The sequence below is a fragment of the Sphingomonas mangrovi genome, from assembly GCF_047975845.1.
Classification (GTDB): Bacteria; Pseudomonadota; Alphaproteobacteria; order Sphingomonadales; family Sphingomonadaceae; genus Sphingomonas.
Genome location: NZ_JBIUCZ010000008.1, coordinates 75,042 through 96,156 on the forward strand (window position 1 = coordinate 75,042; position 21,115 = coordinate 96,156).

Consider the following 21,115-nt stretch of genomic DNA (forward strand, 5'->3'; position numbering starts at 1 on the left):
ACTAGGCCGCCAGCGCGGCCTTGGCGGCGCCCGCCCGCGATGACTGCGCGACGACGTCCCGCGCCAGCATTGGCGCCGCATGCGCGGGCGGCACGGCACACGCCTCTGCCCGGTCGAGCACCTCGCGGAGCCGGGCGGCCACGGCGTCGACACGCGCGGGGACCGTCTCCTGCGGCCAGCCGAGATACTCGGCGGCGACGTTGATGATGCCGCCGGCGTTGACCACGACGTCGGGCGCATAGAGCACGCCGCGTCGCGCCAGCAGGTCGGCGACTTCGGGCGAGGCGAGTTGATTGTTGGCCGCGCCGCAGACGACCCTGGCCTTCAGCGTCGCGACGCTCGCGAGGGTGAGCACCCCGCCCAGCGCACACGGCGCGAACACGTCCGCCGGCACCGAGGTGATCGCGCGCGAGGAAACCAGATCGGCACCGAAGCGGGTCGCCGCCCGCGCGGCGAGCTCCGATCGCGGCTCGGCGATCACCAGCCGCGCCCCCGCCTCGTGCAGCAGCTCGCACAGCGCCATGCCGACATGGCCGACGCCCTGCACCGCCACCGTAACCTCCGACAGACGGCAGCCCAGCCGGCGCTCCACCGCGACCGCCATCGCCTGGAACACGCCGCGCGCCGTCCAGGGCGAGGGATCGCCGGGCCGGTCGTCGCGACGGGGCAGCCCGGCGACATGCGCGGTACGCTCGGCGACGGTCGCCATATCATCTACGCCGGTGCCGACATCCTCGGCAGTGACGTAGCGCCCGTCGAGCGCCGCCACCGCGCGGCCGAACGCCTCGAACAGCCGCGTGCGGCTGAACGGCGCGTCGGGCAGCATCAGCACCGCCTTGCCCCCGCCCAACGGCAAGCCGGCGAGCGCGTTCTTCATCGTCATGCCCGCCGCGAGGCGCAACGCATCCTCACTCGCCGCCGCCTCGTCGGCATAGCGCCACAAGCGGCAGCCGCCGGCAGCGGGGCCGAGCGCGGTCGAGTGCAGGACGATGAAGCCCCGCAACCCCGAGTGCGGATCGTCGAGCCGGACTACGGTCTCGGGTGGCATAAGGTCGTTCATCGGCGGCATCCCTGTTTTCGCTGCGTGCGGAAGAGATATCGCGGGGAAGAAGCGCGTTCTGACCTATGTCGTCCCTTCCAATCGGAGTATGCGCAATAAATCACCGGAAGCATACGCCCAAGGGGACAGAATGACCCAGCAGATCGACGACGCCGAACGCCGCATCCTCCGCGTGCTTCAGGAGGACGCGAGCCTGCCCACCGCCGCGATCGCCGAGCGGGTGGGTCTCTCCCCCTCCCCCTGCTGGCGGCGGATCGACCGGCTCGAACGCGACGGCGTCATCCGGAAACGCGTCGCGCTGCTCGATCGCAAGGCGGTAGGGCTCAACGCCCATGTCTTCGCACAGGTGAAGCTCAATGCACACGGCCGCGCGCATCTCGACGAGTTCGCCGACGCCATCCGCGGCTTTCCGGAGGTGCTGGAATGCTACGTGCTGATGGGGCCGGTCGACTTCCTGATGCGCGTCGTCGCCGAGGACATCGAGGCGTACGAGCGCTTCTTCTTCGACAAGCTGTCGCGCCTGCCCGGCGTGCAGGAGGTCGTCTCCACCGTCGCCCTGTCGGAGATCAAGTCGACGACCGTCCTGCCCGTGTGAGCCTCAATAATTGAGGTCGAAGCTCATCAGCTTGCCCATCCAGGCGAGCCAGACGACGCCCAGCAGTGCCATCGCCACCAGCACGGCGCGCAGCCGTGCGCCCCAGCTCCTGGGTTCCCGGAAGCTCAGCCACGCATTCCACACCCCGACGCCGGCACCCAGGATCGGCACGATCGCGGCGATCTGCAGCGCGCGGATCGGCGCGTCAAGATCGCTGTTGTAGACCTGGACCTGCACCTTCAGGATCGGCGCGAGGATCAGGTACCAGCCGACCAGATAGGCGAGATCGGCAAGCGCGGCGATCCGCACCAGCCGCCGCGCCAGCTTCGGACGGCCGGCCAAAAGACTGGGCGCGCCATAGCGGCGGCGAAGCCATGCCGCGACCGGCCACGCCAGCACCGTCGCCAGCAGCACCAGCACCGAGAATGCCGCGATGACCGTGTTGAGCACGGGGTTTCGCGAGACCGGCGTCGCCTGCAGGATCGCCACCGGATTGCGGCTGTCCAGGATCGCACGACGGCCGGCGATCTCGCGCACCTGCAGCTGTCGAGTGCCGCCCAGCTCGCGCCACAGGCCCGGTTCCACCTCGCGGAACGTCGCGCCCGGGGCGGACGCCAGGCCGACCGTCCCGTCCGGGTTCGCGACGACCTGCTCCTGCTGAACCAGATAAAACAGGCCGATGAAGCCGGATTCGACGCGGCGGGAGGTCTCGTAATAGCCGGCCAGTGCTGCCGCATCCGCTGCGGCGCTGGCGATCGCCGGGCGGGTGCGGACGGGCGGCGCCGGGAAATACCGGTCCATGAACAGGTCGAACAGCCGCTCGCGCACGCCGTAGACGCCGTCGTTCTCGCCGCGGCTGTTGAAGCTGACGTAGATGCCGACCCCTTCCTGCGGCAGCAGGTTGAGGTCGGTGTGGAACACGATCGTGTCGCCGCCGTGCCCGATCACCAGCCGGCCGTTGCGCTGCCCCCAGAAGAAGCCGTGCGCCAGCGCGTCGAAGCCCGGCGCAGGCTGGACGGCGGGAGTCTGCATGCGACGAGCGGTCTCGGGCTGCAGGATCTGGCGCCCCTCGAACCGGCCGTTCTGCAGGTGCGCGATCATGAAGTTGGCCATGTCGGCACCGGTCGTGCTGACGCTTCCCGCGGGGGCGGTCTCCACCAGCTCGAACGGAACAGGAGGCCCGTCGCTTTGCGCATAGCCCTTGGACATGCCCGCCGCGAACGCCGGCGGCAGCGGCTGGCGGAAGGTGGTGTGCGCCATGCCGAGCGGCGCCAGGATGTGGCGCTCGACATAGGCGTCGAACGGCTCGCCCGACACCCGCTGGACGATGTAGCCCGCGAGCGCGGTGCCATAGTTGGAATAGGCCGGCACCTTGCCCGCCACGAACAGCTGCGGCCGCTGGTTCTCCTTCAGGTAGCGCTCGGTCGTCTTCAGCTTGGCGGGATCCGTCGTCATCAGATCCTTCAGCCCCTCCTCGAAGCCGCCGCGATGCCGCATCAGATCGTTCATCGTGATCGCCCGACCGCCCTTCGGCTCGATCCGGAAGTCGAGGTAGCGGTTGATGTCGGCGTCGAGGTCGATCTTGCCCGCCTCGACCTGCTGCATCACCGCGGTCCAGGTGAACAGCTTGGAGGTGGAGCCGATGCGCATCAGCGAGCGGTCGACGTCCATCGGTTGCTTGGCGGCGACGTCGGCATAGCCATAGCCCTTCTTGAAGAGCACTTGGCCGTCCTTCACCACCACCACCTGCGCGCCGGCGACCTTCGCGGCCTGGATCGCGCCGGGGACATAGCCGTCGAGCCACGCGCCTACGTCGCTCGCGGTCAGCGCGGGCGATGCCGGTGCGGCCGGCGCCGCTGCCGTCGCGGAGGTGGTTGGCGTCTCCGGCTGCGGCGCGACCGGCAGCTCCTTTTGCGCCACCGCCGCCGACGCGGCGAGCACACAGGCCAGTCCGGCCAACCACCGTCGCATCATCGCCGTGCTCCTTCCGGTACGAAGTCCAAGTCCTGATAGTCGAAGCTGAAGTCGGCGATGGGCGACACCGGCTTGGCGGTGATCCGCGCCACCTTGCCCTCCGCATCGAGCGCGAAGGTCAGATAGGCGGGCTCGATCGCCGGATCGTCGAAGCGGGCGACGAAGCTGTCGTACTGATAATGCTCCAGCCGCCCGGTCATCTTCGGCGTGGTAGTGAAGTCGACCGTCAGGCCCTTGCCATCCGAACCAACCGCCAGCGTGCCATACCAGGGATCGACATAGCGCCCCGCGTAGCGCGCGAGCGGCAGCGACGGGCCGATCTTCGCCGGCGCCGCCGCCTGCTGGCGAACAGCCGCCTCGGCGCCGGCGATGCGGTCGCGCTTGAACGTGCCGAACCGCGTCGGCCAGTCCTGCCGCGGCAGGCCGAGATAATGGTCGATCAGCTCGTACATCAGGCCGTAGCGCGGCTCGATCTCCTCGCTGTTCACCGCGATGGCGAAGCCGACCTTCTTCTCCGGGATCATCACGACGACGGTGGTGAAGCCGAACAGCCCGCCCGCATGCCAGACGATCTTGGCGCCGCGATAGTCACGCACGTCCCAGCCGAGCGCATAGGATTGATGGCCCGGCGTGATGCCGGCGACCGGCTCGGGATAGGGCTCGATCGGCATCGGCGTGACCGGCGTCCACATCTCCTTGCCCGCCGCCGCGCTGAACAGCCGGCCCTTGCCGTCCGGAAGCGCCCCGCCGGCGAGCTGGATCTGCAGCCAGCGGGCTAGGTCGTTGGCGCTTGCGGCGATCAGCCCGGCCGGCGCCCCCGCCTGCCCCAGCCGGTCGCGCTCGTCGAGCAGCCGCATCGGCCCGGTGCCGCGGACCGGCCCGCCGACGCGGCCGTGCGGCTGTGCGCGATCGGGCGCGGAGAGCTGGCGTGCCATGTCGGCGGTCGCGTCCGGCAGCCCGGCGGGGCGGAAGACGTGGTCGCGCATATAGTCTTCCCAGCGCTGGCCGCTCACCGCCTCGATCACCGCACCCGCGACGATGTAGAGGATGTTGTCGTAGGCGTAGCCGGAGCGGAAGCTGGTCGCCGGCTTCAGGTAGCGCAGCCGCCGCACGATCTCCGCACGCGACAGGCTGCCGCGCGGCACGATCATCAGGTCGCCCGCGCCGAGCCCCAGCCCGCTGCGGTGGACGAGCAGGTCGCGCACCGTCATCTCGCGCGTGACCCAGGGGTCGTACATCTGGAAGCCCGGCAGGTGGTCGATCACCTTGTCGTCCCAGCCGAGCTTGCCCGCGTCGACCAGCGTCGCGAGCGCGGCGGTCGTGAACGCCTTGCCGGTCGAGCCGACCATGAACAGCGTGTCGGCGTCGACCTTTTGCGGCGCTCCCAGCTTGCGCACGCCGAACCCCTTGGCGAGCACGACGCGGCCGTCCTCGACGATCGCGATCGCCATGCCCGGTGTCTCGCTCGCCTGGCGGACCGCGTCCGCGCGTGCCTCGAAGCCGGCGGGCGGGTCAGCGAGCGCCGGGGTAGCGGCCAGCAGCAGCGGCAGGGCGAGACAAAGTCGCTTCATCGGGGCGTCTCCGGCAGGGCCGCCGGCCGAACGGCGCGGAACGCGACCGTCAGGAGCAGCGGCAGGACGTAGAGAAGGATCAGCAGCCAGGCGAGCGCGCGATAGCCGGACGCGATCAGCGTCACGAGGCCGATCCGCTCGGCGATCAGCATGCACGGCACCAGCAGCGCGACGGCGATCCACGCGCGGGTGGCGGGACGCAGCACGATCCGCCCGCCGCTGGCATGGGCGATCCGCTCGTTGATGGCGTGCACCGCGCCGCTGCCGCTCTCCAGCAGCGCGGCGAGGATCATCGCCTGGAAGAGCAGGTGGAACGCGGGATGGCCGAGCCGGACGAGGATATAGTCGGACGGCAGCACCGCACCCGCGATGTCCGGCAGGAACGCCGTCATGCTCACGAAGAACAGCAGCGCCGGCAGCATCGCGAGCGGCGCTGCGACCAGCCCGGCCACCACCGCATCGCGACCCGAGCGGAAGTGCCGCGTCACCGGCAGCACGATCACCGCGCCGACGATGTTGTAGCCGGCATAGGTGATCCCGCCGAGCACCCACGCGCCCGAGGCGGCGGGCGGCGCCGCGCTCGCGAACGCGCCGGCGATGCGGTCGCCTACGCCGGTCAGCGCCAGCAGCAGGAAGGCGGCATAGGTGGCGTAGAGCAGCACCGACACCCAGACGAACATGCGCTCGACTCCGGCGTTGCCGCGCGCGACGCAGGCGACGATCCCCGCCATCAGCGCGAGCGTCCCCACGAACGGCGGCGCGCCGAGCGTCGCCGCGGCAATTGCGCCCGCGGCCGCCCCGAACACCGCCAGGATCAGCACCAGGAACACGGCATAGGCCGCCTCGAACGCGATCCATCCGCGCCCGAGCAGCGCCTGGAAGAAGCTGCGGTAGTCGCGCGCGCCGATGCGGTGGGCGAGGTGGAAGGTAGCGGCTGCCACCACCGCCCAGATCGCGGTCGCCAGCAGCATCGCCGCCAGCCCGCCCCACGGCCCGGCGGGCAGGAAGAACTCGGCGATCTCTCGGCCGGTGGCATAGCCGCCGCCGATCACCACCGCCTTGAACGCGAGCCCCGGCAGCACGAACCGGCGGAACCGGTCGGCTGCGACGGGGCTCAGCCCTGGCATGCGTCGAGCAACCGGTCGAACGCGTCGCCGCCGCGGATCGGGTCGGCGGCGGGCAGCCCCAGCCGGGCCTCCGTCTCGGCGATCACCTGCGCCGCCGCCGCCGCATCGAGGCGGCCGGTGTTGAGGCTGATCCCGGCGCAGCGGATGTCGGGGTTGGTCAGCCGTCCGGCGGCCACCGTCTGCTCGATCACCGCCTCGATCGGCGGGACGGCATAGCCAGGCACGCCCAGGATGTGGCTGCGGCCGGGCTCGTGGCAGACGACGAAGCGGTCGGGCTGACTGCCGTGGAGCAGCGCCAGCGAAACCGCGGCATAGGCCGGGTGGAACAGCGATCCCTGTCCCTCGATCACGTCGAGATGATCGGGCGCGGCATCGGGGCTCAGCAGTTCGGCGGCACCGGCGGCGAAGTCGGCGACGACCGCGTCGATGGCGATGCCGCGCCCGGCGATCATGATCCCGGTCTGGCCGGAGGCGCGGAAGGTCGCATCGACCCCGCGCGCGCCGAGGCCGCGGGCGATCGCGAGCGCGGTGTATTTCTTGCCGAGCGCGCAGTCGGTGCCGACCGTCAGCAGCCGCCTGCCCGACCGCTTACGGCCGGTTGCGACCGGAAGGTCGGCGGGCGGCACGCGCAGGTCGTGGAGGCGCACCCCGGCGCGCGCCGCGGCCTCGCGCAACGGCGCCAGGTCTCTCAGCCGGCGGTGCATTCCCGCGACCAGGTCCATCCCCGCTTCGATCGCGGCGAGCAGTTCGGGCACCCAGGCGGGCGGGATCACCCCACCCTGGTTGGCAACGCCGATCACCATCGCCCGCGCGCCGCGCGCGGCCGCCTCGGCCGGGGTCAGCCGCGGCAGGCCGGTCGAAACGGTGGCGGCAGGCAGCGCATGCTCGCCGATGCAGCGATCGCCGGCCCAGTCGCGCAGTCCGAGCGCGGTCTTGGCGAAGCCCGGCTCGGTGACGTCGCCCAGGAACAGCAGGTACGGCGACGGCAGCGCGTGCACGCCGACCGCGGGTTCGGACGGATCTTCAACGTCGCGCATCGTCTCAGAACCCCGCGCCCAGCGTCACGCCGACGCTGCGCGGCCGGATCACGCCGGTGCCGACCGCGCCGAACGGGTAGTTGCCCTCGCCCGTGACGCTGGTCTTGCCTTCGGAATTGGTCAGGTTCTTGGCATAGGCCTCGACCGAGAAGCGCCCGAACTCGATCCCGGCGCGCAGGTCCGCCACGGCGTAGGACGGGATGCGGAACTGACGGCCGGTCAGGGCCGAGAACTCGGGGCTGTAAGGCCCGGACTGGTCGCCCACGTAGCGCAGCGACGCGCCAAGATAGGGCCGGGCGCCACTGCCCGTCGTCCATTCGTAATCAGCGTTGGCCGACACCGCGACCTTGGGCGTGTAGGGTAGCTGGTCGCTCTTGCGCCCGCCGACGATCGCAAGGTCGGTGTCCTCCTGCAGCTTGGCGTCGGTATAGGCGCCGTTGAGCGAGACGACGAACCCGGCGGTCGGCCGCATCGTCGCGGTGAACTCGACGCCGTCGCTCTTCGCCTTGCCGCCGTTGGCGTTGATGCCGAAATCCTCGACCTGCGCGAACAGCTGAATGTCCTTCCAGTCGATGTGGAAGGCGGCAATGTCGATGCTGAAGCTGCGATCCTCGGTCTCGGCCTTGATCCCGGCCTCGTAGCTGATGAGCGAATCCGAGTCGTAGGTGCCGAGGCCCGGCGGGGCGTTGGGCGGGACGATGTTGGGACCGCCCGGCCGGAAGCCCTTCGCCACCCGCGCGTAGAGCGAGGCGTTGCTGGCGAGCTTGAACTTGGGCGCGACCGACCAGGTGAACACATCCTCCTTGGACGCGGAAGCCAACGCCGGCGGCGCGAGCAGGCCGGTGCCGCCCTGGTCCGCGTCCTGGTCGTTGTGGCTGTAGCGGCCGCCGAGCGTCAGGTCGAAGCGCGGGCCGAAGTGGACGGTACCGTTGGCGAAGCCGGCGAACTCTTCGTAGCGCGAGCTGGTCGACCCGTCGAACAGCTGCGGCACCGCATCGGTGACGGTGAAGGTTCCGGGATCGTAGACGTCGATCCGCTGGAGGATCTCGCCCTCCTCGCGGTTATAATAGCCGCCGACCAGCCATTCGAACGTGTCGCTGGACGGCGAGGACAGCCGCACTTCCTGGGTGAAGCGGTTCATGTTGGTCTGCTGGATCAGCCCGATGTCCGCCGCAGGCCCGGTCGCGTCGTCATACAGGCCGAGCTGGGCGCCGTAGGAGACCGTCAGATCGTCGCGCAGCGACTGGCGCAGCGTGCTGTAGCTGGTCGAGGAGGTCAGCGTCGCGAAGCCCAGGTCAAAATCGGCCGAGCCGTTGTACACGCGATAGGCGATGTCGGTGTATTCCGGCACGTACTGCGACTGGGTGTAGCGGCCGAAGCGGGTGGCGAGCGTCTCCGGATCGCTCTCCACGACGCTGCCCGCCTCGGTATCCAGGTTCTGGAGGATCGCGGTCAGCCGGAGCTGGACGCTCTCGCTCGGCTTGAACAGCGCCGACACGCGGCCGCCGTAGCTCTTCGATCCGTTGATGTTCTTTTCGACGTCCGACCCGCCGGTGCCGATCGAGTCGATGTACCCGCCATAGTCGCGGTAGAAGCCCGAGGCGCGCACCGCGAGCTTGTCGGACAGCGGCACGTTGACCACCGCCGAACCCATGTAGGACAGGTCGCCGCCGTCGACCGTCTCCAGCGTCGCCCGGCCGCGTGCCTCGACCGCGTCGGTCTGCGGCGCGGTGGTGACGAACTTGAGCACCCCGCCCAGAGAACTCGCGCCGTAGAGCGTCCCCTGCGGGCCGCGCAGCACCTCCACCCGCGCGACGTCGAAGGTGTCGAATTCGCCCGCCAGGATCGCGGCGTTGACCTGCCCGCTCGACGACCCGAACGGCGTCTCGTCGATATAGGTCGCGACGGTCGCGGCGACCCCGCCGGTGTTGATGCCGCGCAGCACGATCCGCGCCTCGCCCGGATTGCTCTGCGCGAGCTGGAGGCCGGGGACGAGCTTGGCATAGTCTTGGAAGCTGAACGCCTGCTGCCGCTCCAGCGTGTCGCCGCCGACCACCGACACCGACTGCGGCACGTCGATCAGCAGCTGCTGACGCTTCTGCGCGGTGACGACGATCTCCTCACCCACCGCAGCGTCGGGATCGGCCGCGGGCTCGCGGGCCGGGGACGCGGCCGTCGATTGCGCCGCGGCCGAAGTCGACAGGAGCAGCGCCGCAAGCGACCCCGAAATCGAACACGCCAGAACTGACTTCCTCATCGCCACCCCCGATAAGCCATCAATATGTCATTATCGAAAACTATTGTCCTGATCGGAGAATTGTCAACCGCGTACTTGCGGATCGGAGGAAGACGGCTCCAGCCGCTGCTCCATCGGATCGACCAAGCGCAGCAGCAGTCCGGCCAGCGCCGCGATTCCTGCCAGAAGCAGGAAGAAGCCGGCATGGCTGGTGCGGCTCCACAGCGTGCCGACGAGCCCGGCCGACAGGCTGCCGGCGAAGGTGGCGAGATACCAGACGGCGACGGTCGTCGCGCCAAGTCCCTGCGGCGCGAGTCGCGCGAACAGACCCAGCCCGGTCGGCAGGATGTAGAGCTCGCCCAGCGTGAGCACGGCGAAGAACAGCGCCAGCCAGGCCCAGTGCGTCGGGCCGCCCATCCACTCGAGCCCCGCGAGCAGCAGGTAGGCGCCCGCCACGGTCATGGCGCCCGCGGCCATCTTGCGGGCCGGACGCTCGATCCGCCCCCGCGCCGCCCGACGGCGCCACATCGCCAGCAGCGGCGGCGTCATCACCATCACCAGCAAGGGGTTGAGCGCCTGGAACCAGGTCATCGGGATCGTGCCGCCGCCGGCGCGGCGATCCACACCCGCGTCCGCCCACAGCGCCACGGTGTTGCCGACCTGCTCGTAGGCGCTGCGGAACACGGTCACCGACAGGCCGACCGCGAGCAGCAGCACCGCCGTCTCACGCGGGAAGCGCAGCCGCGGCGCGTCTTGGCGCTCGACCGGCGGATGCCGCGCCTGATCGGGCAGGTAGCGCTGGCCCCACAGGTAGATCGCAAGCCCCGCGACCATGCCGATGCCCGCCGCGCCGAACCCCCAGTGCCAGCCGTAGAGCTCCCCCAGCGTCCCGCAGATCAGCGGCGCGAGGAAGCCGCCGATGTTCACCCCGACGTAATAGACGTTGTACGCCCAGCCGACGCGCGGGTCGCCGGGTTCGTACAGGTCGTCGATCTGGCTCGGCAGGCTCGGCAGGAACAGCCCGTTGCCCAGCGCGATGGTGGCGAGCGCGACATAGAACAGCGGCTCGAACGTCATCAGGAAATGGCCCGCCGCCATGATCGATCCGCCCAGGATGATCGCGCGCCGCTTGCCCAGCAGCCGGTCGGCGACCACCCCGCCGACGATCGGCGTGAAATAGGCGCAGGCGGTGTAGGTGCCGTAGACGATCGAGGCGCTGCCCTGCGCCATCAGCAGCTGCTTGGTCATGTAATAGACCAGCAGCGCGCGCATCCCGTAGTAGGAGAACTGCTCCCACATGTTGGTGAGGAACAGGATGGTCAGGCCGCGCGGCTGCCCGAACCAGGCGCGCGGCGCGCTCACGGCCGGGGGGCCGTGCCGGCGCCCCACACCTCGGGCCCGGCGAACAGCGTCCCGTCGCGATAGGTCACCGACGGCGTCCGATCGACGGCGAGGAAGGTGGGGCCGTCGAGGTCGACCAGATCGGCCAGCTGCCCCAGCACGAATCCGGTCGCGGTCGCGAGGCTGGTGCCGATCATCGTGCCGACCATCACGCCCAGGCCCAAGCGCCGCGCCTCGGCCGCCATCAACAGCCCCTCGGTTAGGCCGCCGCACTTGTCGAGCTTGATGTTGACGACATCGAACCGGCCGCTCGCGTCCTTCAGATCGGCGAGCGACAACAAACTCTCGTCGCCGGCGATCGGGATCGCCGAGCGATAGCCGTCGAGGTCCGCCTCGCGCCCGCGCGCCAGCGGCTGCTCGAGCAGCGACACCCGGTAGGCGCCCAGCCCCGCCACCAGCGCGTCGAGATCCCCCGCACCGAACCCCTGGTTGCCGTCGACGCCCAGCCACACGTCGGGCCGCGCCGCGCGGATCGCGGCGACCCGCGTGAGATCGAGGTCGAGGTCGCCGGTCAGCTTGACCTTGATCGACTTCGCCTGGGCATAGCCGCGCGCGACCGCGGCCATCGCCTCGGGCGCGTCGGCGCCGATGGTGAAGGTGGTGACGATCGGCCGCGGCGGCGTCTCCAGCCCCGCGAGCGCCCAGACCGGCTTTCCGGTGCGCGCCGCCTCCAGCTCCCACAGCGCCGCATCGACCGCGTTGCGCGCCCCGCCCGGCGGCAGGATGGCGCGCAACGCCTCGCGCGTCGGCCCTGCCTCGATCTCCCCGCGCGCGCCCTCGATCGCCGCGCGCATATGGGCGAGGTCGTCGCCGGTGTAGTAGACCCCCGCCGCCTCGCCCCGGCCGCGATGGACGCCGTCGTCCAGCTCGACCACCAGCACGTCGGCGGTGTCGAAGACATAGCCGGCGATGCGGAACGGCTGCGCCAGCCGCAGCGTGTCGGTCACCACCGTCAGGCGAAGCGCGCCCATCAGTAGTGCACCGTCATCGCGAGCAGCCCGAAGCTCGAGGCGACGTAGAGCACGACGAGCGCGGCAAGCAGCACCAAGGCGCTCCACAGCCGCCGTGCCCAGCCCCTGCCGTCGCGCCAGCTCAGCCACGCGTTCCAGCCGGCGATGCCGACGGTACCGACGAAGACCACCGCGCCCGAAACCTGCAGCAGCCACAGGATCGGATCGCTGGCACCGGAGAGCATCGCGATGTCGCCGAACGCCACGATCACGAAGGCCGCCCAGCCGCCGAGCAGCAGCAGCTCCGCGATCGCCATGATCCGCGTGGCGCGATAGGCCTTGAGCGCCGCCCCCTGCACCGCGATCGGCGTCCTATAGCGGCGGCGCAGCCACCAGCTCGCCGGCCAGTAGAGTGCGGTCAGCAGCAGCACCGCCAGGCTGAGGTACAGCGCCGGCAGCAGCCACCCGCCCGACAGGCGGGCCGGCACGCGGTCGAACACCATGAAGGGCGAGACCAGGTCGAAGCTCCAGCGCACGACCTTGCCGTCCACCACTTGGGCGGCGAGCCGGTCGTGCCCGTTGCGGTCGCGCCAGACGAAGGGTGCGATCTCGTCCCAGCGCTGCACCGCGCCGCCCGGCCCCTTCAGCCCCGGCACCACCAGCGCGCCGTCCTCGTCGACGGTCACCTCGGTCTGGCCGAACAGGTTGAGGATCGCGGGAAAGGCGGATTCGGAGTGGCGGCTGTTCTGCCAGCGCCCCACCATCATCCGCGCATGCGCAGCCGCGGTTTTCGCGTCGACCCGCCCGTCGCGGCCGGTGGCGGGGAAATAGCGGTCGGCGAAGTCCTGGAACAGCTGGCCGCGGATCGCATGGGCGGCGCCGTCGCGACCGGCGCTGTTGAACGAGACGTAGAAGCCGACGTGCTCGGCGCGGAACAGGTGTAGCGAGGTGTGGAAGTCGTTGGTGTCGCCCAGATGCGCGATCACGTCGCGGCCGTTGATGTTCGTCTCGAAGAAGCCGAGCTCCATCCGGTTGAGCGGCGGGATCAGCGACGCGGGATCGACGCGGTCGAGCGGGCTGTCGTGCATCGTCGCGGCGGTCGCGGGACTGAGGATGCCGCGCCCGTTCTCCAGATGCGCGATCATGAACTTCGCCATGTCGAGGCCGGAGGCGGAGAGCGACCCCGCCGGCGCCGGCACGACGATCTCGAACGGATCGGCGGGAGCCGAGGCCTGCGGATAGCCGCTCGCCATCAAGGGCCGGAGCGCCGGCGGCAGCGGCTGGCGGAAGCTGGCGGTGCGCATGTCGAGGGGCACGAAGATGCGCTGCTCGACATAGGTGTCGAACGGCGTGCCCGAAACGCGTGCGACGATGTGACCGGCGAGCGCGGTCGCCCAGTTGGAATAGGCGGGCGTCGTGCCCGGCGCGAAGATCCGCCGCGGCACCCAGCGTTTCAGATAGGCGTCGAGCGCGAGCGACGCGTCCGGATCGACGACGATCAGGTCCTTCATCGCCTCCTCGAACCCGGCGGTGTGGGTCATGATCTCGCGCAGCGTGACCGGCTTGCCGTCGTAGGGCGGTATCCGGAAATCGAGGTACGCGTTGACGTCGCGGTCCAGGTCGAGCTTGCCGGCCTCGACCTGCTGCATCACCGCCGTCCAGGTGACGAGCTTCGACACCGATCCCGGCCGGAACAGCGTGCGCGCCGGATCCACCGGCCGGCGGCTCGCCACGTCGGCATAGCCATAGCCGCGCGCGGTCAGCACCTGCCCGTCCTTCACCACCGTCACCACCGCACCGGCGATGTCGCCGCTGTGCAGCGCATAGGGCAGATAGCCGTCGAGCCAGCTGTCGAGATCGGCGGCGCTCAGCGAGTGTGGCGCGCCGGGCGTAACCGGCCCAGGCGCGGCGATCGCGGGTGCCGGCGTCAGCGGCGGCGCCTCGGGCCCCGGCGCCTGGGCGAGGGCGACGCCCCCCACCAGCGCCGCCAGCATCGCAACCCATCCTGTCTTGCGCATCGCCGCCCCTTCCCCGTTGCCGTGCCGCATTCCTGCCAGTAAGCTGACCGAATGCTCGGTTTGGGATAGTGATGTCCTGATCGGAGAATTGTCAATGGGTTCGCGCTGAGAAGGAAAACCCCGCGTGTCGTCACCCTCGCCCGCTTCGCCGCCCACGCTCGGTGCCCTTCTGCGCGGCCTGCGCGCGCGGGAGGGATGGACGCTGAAGGAGATGAGCGCGAAGAGCGGCATCCCGGTCTCGACGCTCTCCAAGATCGAGCACGATCGGCTGACGCTCAGCTACGACAAGCTCCAGTCGCTCGGCCAGCGGCTGGGGATGCGCATGTCGGAGCTGTTCGCCGAGGGGGACGAGGATGCCGCCCAGCCGGTGACGGCCCGGCGCAGCCTCAGCGACATCACCCGGTCGGTGCGGGTGGAGACGCCGAACTACGACTATCATTATCTCTGCACCGAGCTGCGGCGGAAGCGGATGGTGCCGGTGCTCACCAAGATCCGCGCCCACTCCAGCGAGCAGTTCGGCGAGCTGGTACGGCACAGCGGCGAGGAGTTCCTCTACGTGCTGAGCGGCCGCATCATCGTGCAGACCGAATTCTACGATCCGGTCACGCTGGAGCCAGGCCAGGCGCTCTACATCGATTCGAGCATGGGGCACGCCTATCTCGCTGCCGAGGGATGCGACGAAGCCGAGGTGCTGGCGGTGATGTCGAGCGCGGAGGAGGAACTGATGCAATCGTTGCTGCACATCCACGAGGGGCAGCGCCAGGGCGCGGTCGCGGTGAACGAGAACGGCCCCGCCGACACCCCCCGCCGCGGCAAGGCGCGCCCGTGACGCGCGTGCTCCCGCTGCTCGCCGCGACGCTCGCGATCGCCCCACTCGCCGCCCAGGCGCAGAGCGGGTCGAAGCCGCACGACTATGACGCGCGCGTCGCCCGCGTGCTGCGCACGACGCCGCTGATCGACGGGCACAACGACTGGCCGGAGGCGCTGCGCGAGCGCGAAGGCGACGCGCGCTGGACGATGGACCTCACCGACCTGTCGGGCAGCGCCGAGCGCTACGACACCGACATCGCCCGGTTGCGGCAGGGCAAGGTGGGCGCGCAATTCTGGTCGGTATGGGTCTCCCCCGACCTGCCGGGCAAGGAGCAGGTCGAGCAGACGCTGGAACAGATCGACCTCGTGAAGTCGATCTGCACCCGCTATCCCAAGACCTTCGCGATGGTCCGCACCGCGGCCGAGGTGCGCAAGGCGCATGCCGCGGGTCGCATCGGCTGCCTGATCGGCGTCGAGGGCGGCGGCCAGATCGACGGCAGCCTGTCGGTGCTGCGCAGCTATGCCGCGCTCGGTGCCGGCTATCTGACGCTCACCCATTCGCTGACGATCGACTGGGCGGACTCGGCGACGGACAATCCCCGGCACGACGGCCTCACCGACTTCGGACGACAGGTGGTGGCGGAGCTCAACCGGCTCGGCATGCTGGTCGACCTCAGCCACGTCAGCGAGGCGACGATGCGCGATGCGCTCGCCGTCACGAAGGCGCCGGTGATCTTCTCCCACTCCGGCGCGCGCGTGTTGAACGACCACCCGCGCAACGTCTCGGACGCGGTGCTGGCGCTGGTCCGCGCCAACGGCGGGGTGGTGATGGCGGACTATGCGCCGATCTACGTCTCCGACGCCTATCGCCGCTGGTCGGCCGACGCGGCCGCGGAGAAGACCCGGCTCAACGCCCCGCCGTTCGGCGGCCTCGACATCGGCCAGCCCGAGAAGGCCGAGGCGCACTATGCCGAATGGCTGGCGGCGCACCCCGCCCCGCAGGTCACGCTGTCGCAGGTCGCCGACCACATCGAGCACCTCGCACGCGTCGCCGGGATCGACCATGTCGGGATCGGTTCGGACTTCGACGGCGTCGGCGCAACCTTGCCTGCAGGTCTCCAGGACGTATCGACCTATCCCGCGCTGCTCGCCGAACTGATGCGCCGCGGCTGGAGCGACGCCGACATCGCCAAGCTCGCCGGCGGAAACGTGCTGCGCGTCATGGCGGCAGCCGAGCGGGTGCGGGATACGCTGGCGCGAGAAACGGCAGCCGCAAGGAAATGAGCCGCCGCCGCGGCGGCTCGAAACGACAACAGATCGGATTACAGCAGGGCGAACAGCACCAACGACCAGATCCCCGCGCCCACGGCCGCCGCCCCGACGAACGAGATGAGCAGCGACGGCGGCATCGCCTCGTCGGGCTGGTCGTAGGGCGCCTTCATCGTCGATCCTCTCCGCAAGCGAGTGGAACCTCGCACCTCTACTATAGGACGATCCCACGCCCGACGGGGTGGATTAGCCCATTTCCGCAGGGCTTCGCCCACAGAGGCTAGCCGGATACCGGCCCCTCCCCCGCCGCCGGAAACACCAACTCCACACAGAGCCCTGGTCTCGCGTCGCCCAGGTGCAACGCCGCGCGGTGCACGCGGGCCGCGACCGCGACGATGCTGAGGCCGATGCCGCTGCCGGGCTGCGACCGGCTGGCATCGAGCCGGGCGAAGCGGGTGAGCGCGCGCTTGCGCAGGTCTGCGGGAATTCCAGGCCCCATGTCCGATACGACGAGGCGGATCGTTGCCCCCTCCCGCTCCAGCGCGACCCGCACGCGTCCGCCGGTCGGCCTGTTTTTGACCGCATTGTCGATGAGATTGGCCGCAGCCTGGGCCAACAGCGATCGGGCGCCAGTCACGGTCGCCGGGCTGATGGCGGCGGTCAGCGTCACCCCCTTGTCCTCCGCGACCGGTTCGAACAGCTGGCCCAGCCGGTCCTGCAGGTCGCCACCGCCGTAGGGCCCGGCCATCTGCTGCATGCGCGCCTGCGGCTTGACCTGGATCTGGACGACGCTGGCGCCCACCGCCTGGACCATGTCGGCGAGCGAGGCATGCGTCCCCGCCTCCGCCACGGCGCGCGGGCCGGGCGCCATGACCTGCGCGATCGGGGTGGTGTCGAGCGCGCCGCCGAGGGCGGCGCCGCCGGTTACGCCAGCGGCCGCGGTGCCGATAAGCAGCATCGCGGCGATGCCGGGAGTGAGAGACAGTCTGCTGGGGAATTTCATCGTGGGTCGCGCCTGATCTAAGGGAGAGGATCGATGCTTGAGATAGGCCGCCCGAGTGACGTCATCCTGTGACCAACATGAAATCGCTGTAAGCTTGGCGGGCTCGCGATGTCGGCTCGGGGTCTTCGGCGCGCCCTGCGCCTTGTTGCTGCTCGCGGTGACCGGCTGCGCGCCATCCCCGCCGGGCCGGGAGACGCTGGCCTCGCCGGACGGGCGGACGGTGGTGGAGACCCGGACCGACCGCGCGGCTGCGCTCGCCTATCGCATCCGGCGCGACGGCAAGGACGTGATCGACTGGTCTCCGGTAGGGCTGAGACTGGCCGGCGACGGCGGCGAGGCTGGGCCGGCGGAGATACTGTCGGTGACACGCGGCAGCGGCACCAGCGCCCAACCGACCTATACCGCCGCCACGCGCGGCCCCCGACGCTACGCATCGCTGCTCCTGAAGGCGCGCGCGAACTCCCGCCGCATCGACTGGGAAGTCCGCGCCTATGACGGCGGCATCGCCTTTCGCCTGATCCTGCCGCCGCAGCCTGGCCTGGAACGGGTGCGGATCGCGGCGGAGACGACCGGCTTCGCCTTTCCTGCCGACTACCGCTGCCTGGGCGTGCAGCAGGACGCGTTCTCGAACAACCATGAGGGGGAGTATGCGCCGGTCCGCGCATCGGCGATCCGGCCCGGCATGCTCTACGACCTGCCGCTGGTGTGCCGCACCGGCAACAGCGCGGGCACGCTGGCGGTGAGCGAAAGCGGGATCGAGACCTACGCCGCCGCGTATCTGACCGGGACGGACGATCGGGCGGGCGTGGCGATCAAGCTGACGCCGCGGCCCGACGAATCGGACGTGGCGGTGTCGGCGCCGATGCCCGCGGGCGGCCTCCCCACGCCGTGGCGCGTGGTGCTGCTCGCCGACCGGCCCGAGCAGCTGCTCGAATCGACGCTGATCGCCGATGTGGCCGCGCCGTCGCGCATCGCCGATCCGGGCTGGATCCGCCCAGGCAAGGCGGCATGGGGCTGGTGGTCCGGCCTGCTCGCCCCCGGCGTGGCCGAGCCGGGCCACAACGACGCGACCTACCGTGCCTACATCGACTTCGCCGCGCGCTTCCGCCTGCCGTACGTGCTGATCGACCGGGGATGGGCGTGGCGCAACCAAGGCACCGGCTCCGCGGACCCGGAGGCGGACATCACGCGCTCCGCCGACGGCGTGAACATCCCGGCGCTGGTCGCCTATGCCCGCGCGCGGGGCGTGCGCCTGTGGCTGTGGGTCAACTGGAAGCGGCTCGACCCGCAGCTCGACGAGGTGTTGGCGCTGTACCAGCGCGTCGGCATCGCAGGGATCAAGGTCGACTATGTCTATCGTCAAGACCAGCAGGCGGTCGCCTTCTACCACCGGCTGCTGGCGAGTGCGGCTCGACACCGGCTGATGGTCAACGTCCATGCCGCGTTCGTGCCCCGCGGGCTCGATCGCACCTGGCCGAACTTCGTCACGCAGGAAGGCGTGCAAGGCGCGGAATACAACCGCTGGAGCCGCAAGGTGACCGCCGCGCACAACGTCCGCCTCGCCTATACCCGCGCGATCCTGGGATCGATGGACTATGCGCCGGGCGCCTTCCGCAACGTCGCCCCGGCCGCCTTCGAGGCGCGAAACACCGCCCCCCAGGTGATGACCACGCGCGCGCAGCAGCTGGCGATGTTCGTCGCCTATCCCAGCCCGCTCACCGCGCTCGCCGATGCGCCGTCCGCCTATGTGCAGAAGGACGGCACGCTGGCGCCCGGCGCGGACTTCGCACGCGACGTGCCGACCGTCTGGGACGAGACCCGCGGCCTCGCCGGCGACTTCGGCCGCTGGATCGCGGTGGCGCGGCGCCACAGCGACCGCTGGTACGTCGGCATCCTCAACGACGAGCAGGCACGCACGGTCGCCATCCCGCTCGGCGCCCTCGACGGGAATGCGTGGCAGGTGGCAAGCTGGACCGACGGCAGCGCCCCGGATCGCGTCGAGCGGCGAAGCGGCCGGGTGGACGGACGCGGCAACCTGTTGGTCCCGCTTGCCTCCGGCGGCGGCGCGGCGTTGATCCTCCGGCCCCTGTCGGGCGTTGGGCGCTGACGCCGGTCGGAGAACCGGGCGCGGACGTTCATCGGCGAGGAGGCGACGATCATGTTCTTCGACACGGGATTTGGCCTGCTGCGCGTCATCGTGGTGGGATCGCTGGCCTATGTCGCGCTCGTCGCGATCCTGAGGATCGGCGGCAAGCGGACGCTGGCGAAGATGAACGCCTTCGATCTGGTCGTGACCGTGGCGCTCGGCTCCACGCTGGCGACCGTGCTGTTGTCGAAGGACGTGGCGCTGGCCGAGGGCGTGCTCGCCTTCGCCCTGCTCGCGGTGATGCAGTTCGTCGTCGCCTGGACCTCGCGTCGCTCGCGATGGGTGGAGTCGCTCGCCAAGTCCGAGCCTCGCGTGCTGTTCGCCGACGGACGCTACTGCGACGACGCGCTGGACGCAGAGCGGGTGACGCGTGACGAGGTCCGGGCGGCGGTGCGCCGGGCCGGGCTCGGCGACCTCTCCCGCGTGGCGGCGGTGGTGCTGGAGACCGACGGCAGCTTGAGCGTGGTCGCCGCTGCGGACGCGGGCGACCGCTCGGCCCTGACGGTGGACGGCGCATGAGGGCCGGGCTGCTCCGCCTCGCCGACCAGCTCCGCCAGAGCTACTGGTTCCTGCCGTCGCTAATGGCGCTGGCGGCGGTGCTGCTCGCCGGCGGCATGGTCTGGCTCGACAGCTACGAGGGGTCGGGCTGGATGGACCGGCTGCCCTGGCTCTATGCGTCGCGGCCCAGCGGCGCGCGCCAGCTGCTCTCGGCGATCGGCGGATCGATGGTCACCGTCGCCGGTACCGTGTTCTCGGTCACCATCGCCGCGGTCGTCTACGCCTCCGGCCAGTACGGCCCGCGGCTGCTCAGCAATTTCATGCGCGACCGCGGCAACCAGGTGACGCTGGGCACCTTCATCGCGACCTTCCTCTACTGCCTCATCGTGCTGCGCACGATCCGGACGCCGGAGGAGACCGGTGGGAGCGGCTTCGTCCCCAACCTCGCCGTGCTGGTGGCGCTGCTGCTGGCGGTCTGCTCGATCGCGGTGCTGATCTTCTTCATCCACCACGTCCCCAGCCGGATCCACATCAACAGCGTCATCCAGGACATCGGCCACCGGCTGCTGCGCGAAGTCGGGCAGCGCTTCCCCGAACCGCTCGGCGAGGAACCCGAGGAGAAGCCCGATCCGAACGATCCCGCGCTGCCGGAGGCGTTCCGCCGCAACGGCGACGGCGCACGCGCGGCGGTTCGCGCGACCGGCACCGGCTATGTCCAGGTGATCGAGGACGAGACGCTGCTCCGTCTTGCGCGCGAGCACGATCTGGTGTGCCGCATCCAGTACCAGCCGGGCGATTTCGTCCATGCCGGGCGCGCGCTGCTGGAGCTGTGGCCGCCCGAGCGGTGCGACGATGATCTGGCCGACAGCCTGCGCGATACCTATGCGATCGGCGCGCAGCGCACCGCGCTTCAGGACCTGCGCTTCCTAGTCGACGAACTGGTCGAGATCGCCGCCCGCGCGCTGTCCCCCGGCGTCAACGATCCGTTCACGGCGGTGACCTGCCTCGACTGGCTGGGAGCCGCGCTCTCCGAACTGTGCGGACGCCGGCTGCCGTCGCATCTTCGGGAGGACGAGGACGGACAGGTCCGCGTGATCGCGCACCCGGTCACCTTCGAGACGTTCCTGGACCGGTCGTTCGGCGCGCTGCTGCGCTATGCGTCGGCCGACGTGGTGGCGTCGCTGCATTTCCTCGCCACGCTGGGCGAAATCGCGGTGGATTGCGATCATCCGGGCCGGATCGCCGCCCTCGCCGACTATGCCGAGCGGCTGCAGCAGGGTGCGGAAGAGACGCTCAACGGCTTCGATCTGGAGCGGGTGCGCACGCGCGCGGAAGAACTCCGCCGCGCGCTCGCCGAGCCGGATTACCGCCGGCAGCTGCGCAACGGCACCGCCTGGCTCGGCGGGACGACCTGAGCCGG

Annotated in this window: 16 protein-coding genes; 6 read left to right on the top strand and 10 right to left on the bottom strand. The window is 70.5% G+C overall.

Going from position 1 to position 21,115, the window contains the following annotated elements:
- Position 1 precedes the first annotated feature (1 nt).
- On the bottom strand, positions 2-1,060 hold the full coding sequence (locus ACBY01_RS06140) for a Glu/Leu/Phe/Val family dehydrogenase (protein ID WP_416459901.1): 1,059 nt from the start codon (positions 1,058-1,060) through the stop codon (positions 2-4).
- A 130-nt stretch (positions 1,061-1,190) separates the two neighbouring features.
- Between ACBY01_RS06140 and ACBY01_RS06145 the strand changes: the two genes are divergently transcribed.
- Positions 1,191-1,655: an Lrp/AsnC family transcriptional regulator gene (locus ACBY01_RS06145; RefSeq protein ID WP_416459902.1), complete on the top strand. Its 465-nt coding sequence runs from the start codon at positions 1,191-1,193 to the stop codon at positions 1,653-1,655.
- Positions 1,656-1,658: 3 nt separating this feature from the next.
- On the opposite strand, the gene ACBY01_RS06150 is transcribed toward ACBY01_RS06145, so the two are convergent.
- From ACBY01_RS06150 to ACBY01_RS06185, 8 genes are all read right to left on the bottom strand, one after another.
- A complete protein-coding gene (locus tag ACBY01_RS06150) occupies positions 1,659-3,629 on the bottom strand; it encodes a serine hydrolase domain-containing protein (RefSeq protein WP_416459904.1) in 1,971 nt (656 codons plus the stop codon).
- The gene (locus ACBY01_RS06155) at positions 3,626-5,200 is read right to left on the bottom strand and encodes a serine hydrolase (RefSeq protein ID WP_416459905.1); all 1,575 of its coding nucleotides are present in this window, start codon (positions 5,198-5,200) and stop codon (positions 3,626-3,628) included. The genes ACBY01_RS06150 and ACBY01_RS06155 overlap by 4 nt, the downstream gene beginning before the upstream one ends.
- Positions 5,197-6,327 carry a YkvI family membrane protein gene (locus tag ACBY01_RS06160; protein WP_416459906.1) on the bottom strand — a complete coding sequence of 377 codons (1,131 nt, stop codon included), beginning with the start codon at positions 6,325-6,327 and terminating at the stop codon, positions 5,197-5,199. Before ACBY01_RS06160 ends, ACBY01_RS06155 begins: the two co-directional genes overlap by 4 nt.
- Positions 6,315-7,364 carry an N-acetyltransferase DgcN family protein gene (locus tag ACBY01_RS06165; RefSeq protein ID WP_416459907.1) on the bottom strand — a complete coding sequence of 350 codons (1,050 nt, stop codon included), beginning with the start codon at positions 7,362-7,364 and terminating at the stop codon, positions 6,315-6,317. Before ACBY01_RS06165 ends, ACBY01_RS06160 begins: the two co-directional genes overlap by 13 nt.
- 4 nt (positions 7,365-7,368) lie before the next feature.
- The gene (locus tag ACBY01_RS06170) at positions 7,369-9,621 is read right to left on the bottom strand and encodes a TonB-dependent receptor (protein ID WP_416459908.1); all 2,253 of its coding nucleotides are present in this window, start codon (positions 9,619-9,621) and stop codon (positions 7,369-7,371) included.
- A 63-nt stretch (positions 9,622-9,684) separates the two neighbouring features.
- Positions 9,685-10,962 (bottom strand): peptide MFS transporter, encoded by a 1,278-nt coding sequence (locus ACBY01_RS06175; RefSeq protein ID WP_416459909.1) that lies wholly within the window; start codon positions 10,960-10,962, stop codon positions 9,685-9,687.
- Positions 10,959-11,972, bottom strand: a complete 1,014-nt coding sequence (locus tag ACBY01_RS06180; RefSeq protein WP_416459910.1) for a dipeptide epimerase — start codon at positions 11,970-11,972, stop codon at positions 10,959-10,961. The genes ACBY01_RS06175 and ACBY01_RS06180 overlap by 4 nt, the downstream gene beginning before the upstream one ends.
- Positions 11,972-13,969, bottom strand: coding sequence for a serine hydrolase domain-containing protein (locus ACBY01_RS06185; protein WP_416459911.1), 1,998 nt, complete (start codon positions 13,967-13,969; stop codon positions 11,972-11,974). Before ACBY01_RS06185 ends, ACBY01_RS06180 begins: the two co-directional genes overlap by 1 nt.
- A gap of 124 nt (positions 13,970-14,093) precedes the next feature.
- Here ACBY01_RS06185 and ACBY01_RS06190 point away from each other — a divergent pair, with 124 nt between their 5' ends.
- Both ACBY01_RS06190 and ACBY01_RS06195 read left to right on the top strand, forming a co-directional pair.
- On the top strand, positions 14,094-14,798 hold the full coding sequence (locus ACBY01_RS06190; RefSeq protein WP_416459912.1) for a helix-turn-helix domain-containing protein: 705 nt from the start codon (positions 14,094-14,096) through the stop codon (positions 14,796-14,798).
- Positions 14,795-16,063 carry a dipeptidase gene (locus tag ACBY01_RS06195; RefSeq protein ID WP_416459913.1) on the top strand — a complete coding sequence of 423 codons (1,269 nt, stop codon included), beginning with the start codon at positions 14,795-14,797 and terminating at the stop codon, positions 16,061-16,063. Before ACBY01_RS06190 ends, ACBY01_RS06195 begins: the two co-directional genes overlap by 4 nt.
- Positions 16,064-16,328: 265 nt before the next feature.
- Here the strand turns inward: ACBY01_RS06195 and ACBY01_RS06200 are convergent, their stop codons facing one another.
- The gene (locus ACBY01_RS06200) at positions 16,329-17,051 is read right to left on the bottom strand and encodes a sensor histidine kinase (protein WP_416459914.1); all 723 of its coding nucleotides are present in this window, start codon (positions 17,049-17,051) and stop codon (positions 16,329-16,331) included.
- Between the two features lie 145 nt (positions 17,052-17,196).
- Between ACBY01_RS06200 and ACBY01_RS06205 the strand changes: the two genes are divergently transcribed.
- From ACBY01_RS06205 to ACBY01_RS06215, 3 genes are read left to right on the top strand one after another with little or no spacing between them, the layout of a single operon-like run.
- Positions 17,197-19,158, top strand: coding sequence for a glycoside hydrolase family 97 protein (locus ACBY01_RS06205; RefSeq protein ID WP_416459915.1), 1,962 nt, complete (start codon positions 17,197-17,199; stop codon positions 19,156-19,158).
- A gap of 51 nt (positions 19,159-19,209) precedes the next feature.
- Positions 19,210-19,716, top strand: a complete 507-nt coding sequence (locus ACBY01_RS06210; protein ID WP_416459916.1) for a DUF421 domain-containing protein — start codon at positions 19,210-19,212, stop codon at positions 19,714-19,716.
- The gene (locus ACBY01_RS06215) at positions 19,713-21,110 is read left to right on the top strand and encodes a DUF2254 domain-containing protein (protein ID WP_416459917.1); all 1,398 of its coding nucleotides are present in this window, start codon (positions 19,713-19,715) and stop codon (positions 21,108-21,110) included. The genes ACBY01_RS06210 and ACBY01_RS06215 overlap by 4 nt, the downstream gene beginning before the upstream one ends.
- Positions 21,111-21,115: the final 5 nt, after the last annotated feature.

Bases quoted from the DNA above. Each gene is read 5' to 3' on its own strand.
- ACBY01_RS06140 (WP_416459901.1), bottom strand. From the start codon at position 1,060: ATGAACGACCTTATGCCACCCGAGACCGTAGTCCGGCTCGACGATCCG.
- ACBY01_RS06180 (WP_416459910.1), bottom strand. From the start codon at position 11,972: ATGGGCGCGCTTCGCCTGACGGTGGTGACCGACACGCTGCGGCTGGCG.
- ACBY01_RS06185 (WP_416459911.1), bottom strand. From the start codon at position 13,969: ATGCGCAAGACAGGATGGGTTGCGATGCTGGCGGCGCTGGTGGGGGGC.
- ACBY01_RS06200 (WP_416459914.1), bottom strand. From the start codon at position 17,051: ATGAAATTCCCCAGCAGACTGTCTCTCACTCCCGGCATCGCCGCGATG.
- ACBY01_RS06150 (WP_416459904.1), bottom strand. From the start codon at position 3,629: ATGATGCGACGGTGGTTGGCCGGACTGGCCTGTGTGCTCGCCGCGTCG.
- ACBY01_RS06215 (WP_416459917.1), top strand. From the start codon at position 19,713: ATGAGGGCCGGGCTGCTCCGCCTCGCCGACCAGCTCCGCCAGAGCTAC.
- ACBY01_RS06210 (WP_416459916.1), top strand. From the start codon at position 19,210: ATGTTCTTCGACACGGGATTTGGCCTGCTGCGCGTCATCGTGGTGGGA.
- ACBY01_RS06145 (WP_416459902.1), top strand. From the start codon at position 1,191: ATGACCCAGCAGATCGACGACGCCGAACGCCGCATCCTCCGCGTGCTT.
- ACBY01_RS06155 (WP_416459905.1), bottom strand. From the start codon at position 5,200: ATGAAGCGACTTTGTCTCGCCCTGCCGCTGCTGCTGGCCGCTACCCCG.
- ACBY01_RS06170 (WP_416459908.1), bottom strand. From the start codon at position 9,621: ATGAGGAAGTCAGTTCTGGCGTGTTCGATTTCGGGGTCGCTTGCGGCG.
- ACBY01_RS06160 (WP_416459906.1), bottom strand. From the start codon at position 6,327: ATGCCAGGGCTGAGCCCCGTCGCAGCCGACCGGTTCCGCCGGTTCGTG.
- ACBY01_RS06165 (WP_416459907.1), bottom strand. From the start codon at position 7,364: ATGCGCGACGTTGAAGATCCGTCCGAACCCGCGGTCGGCGTGCACGCG.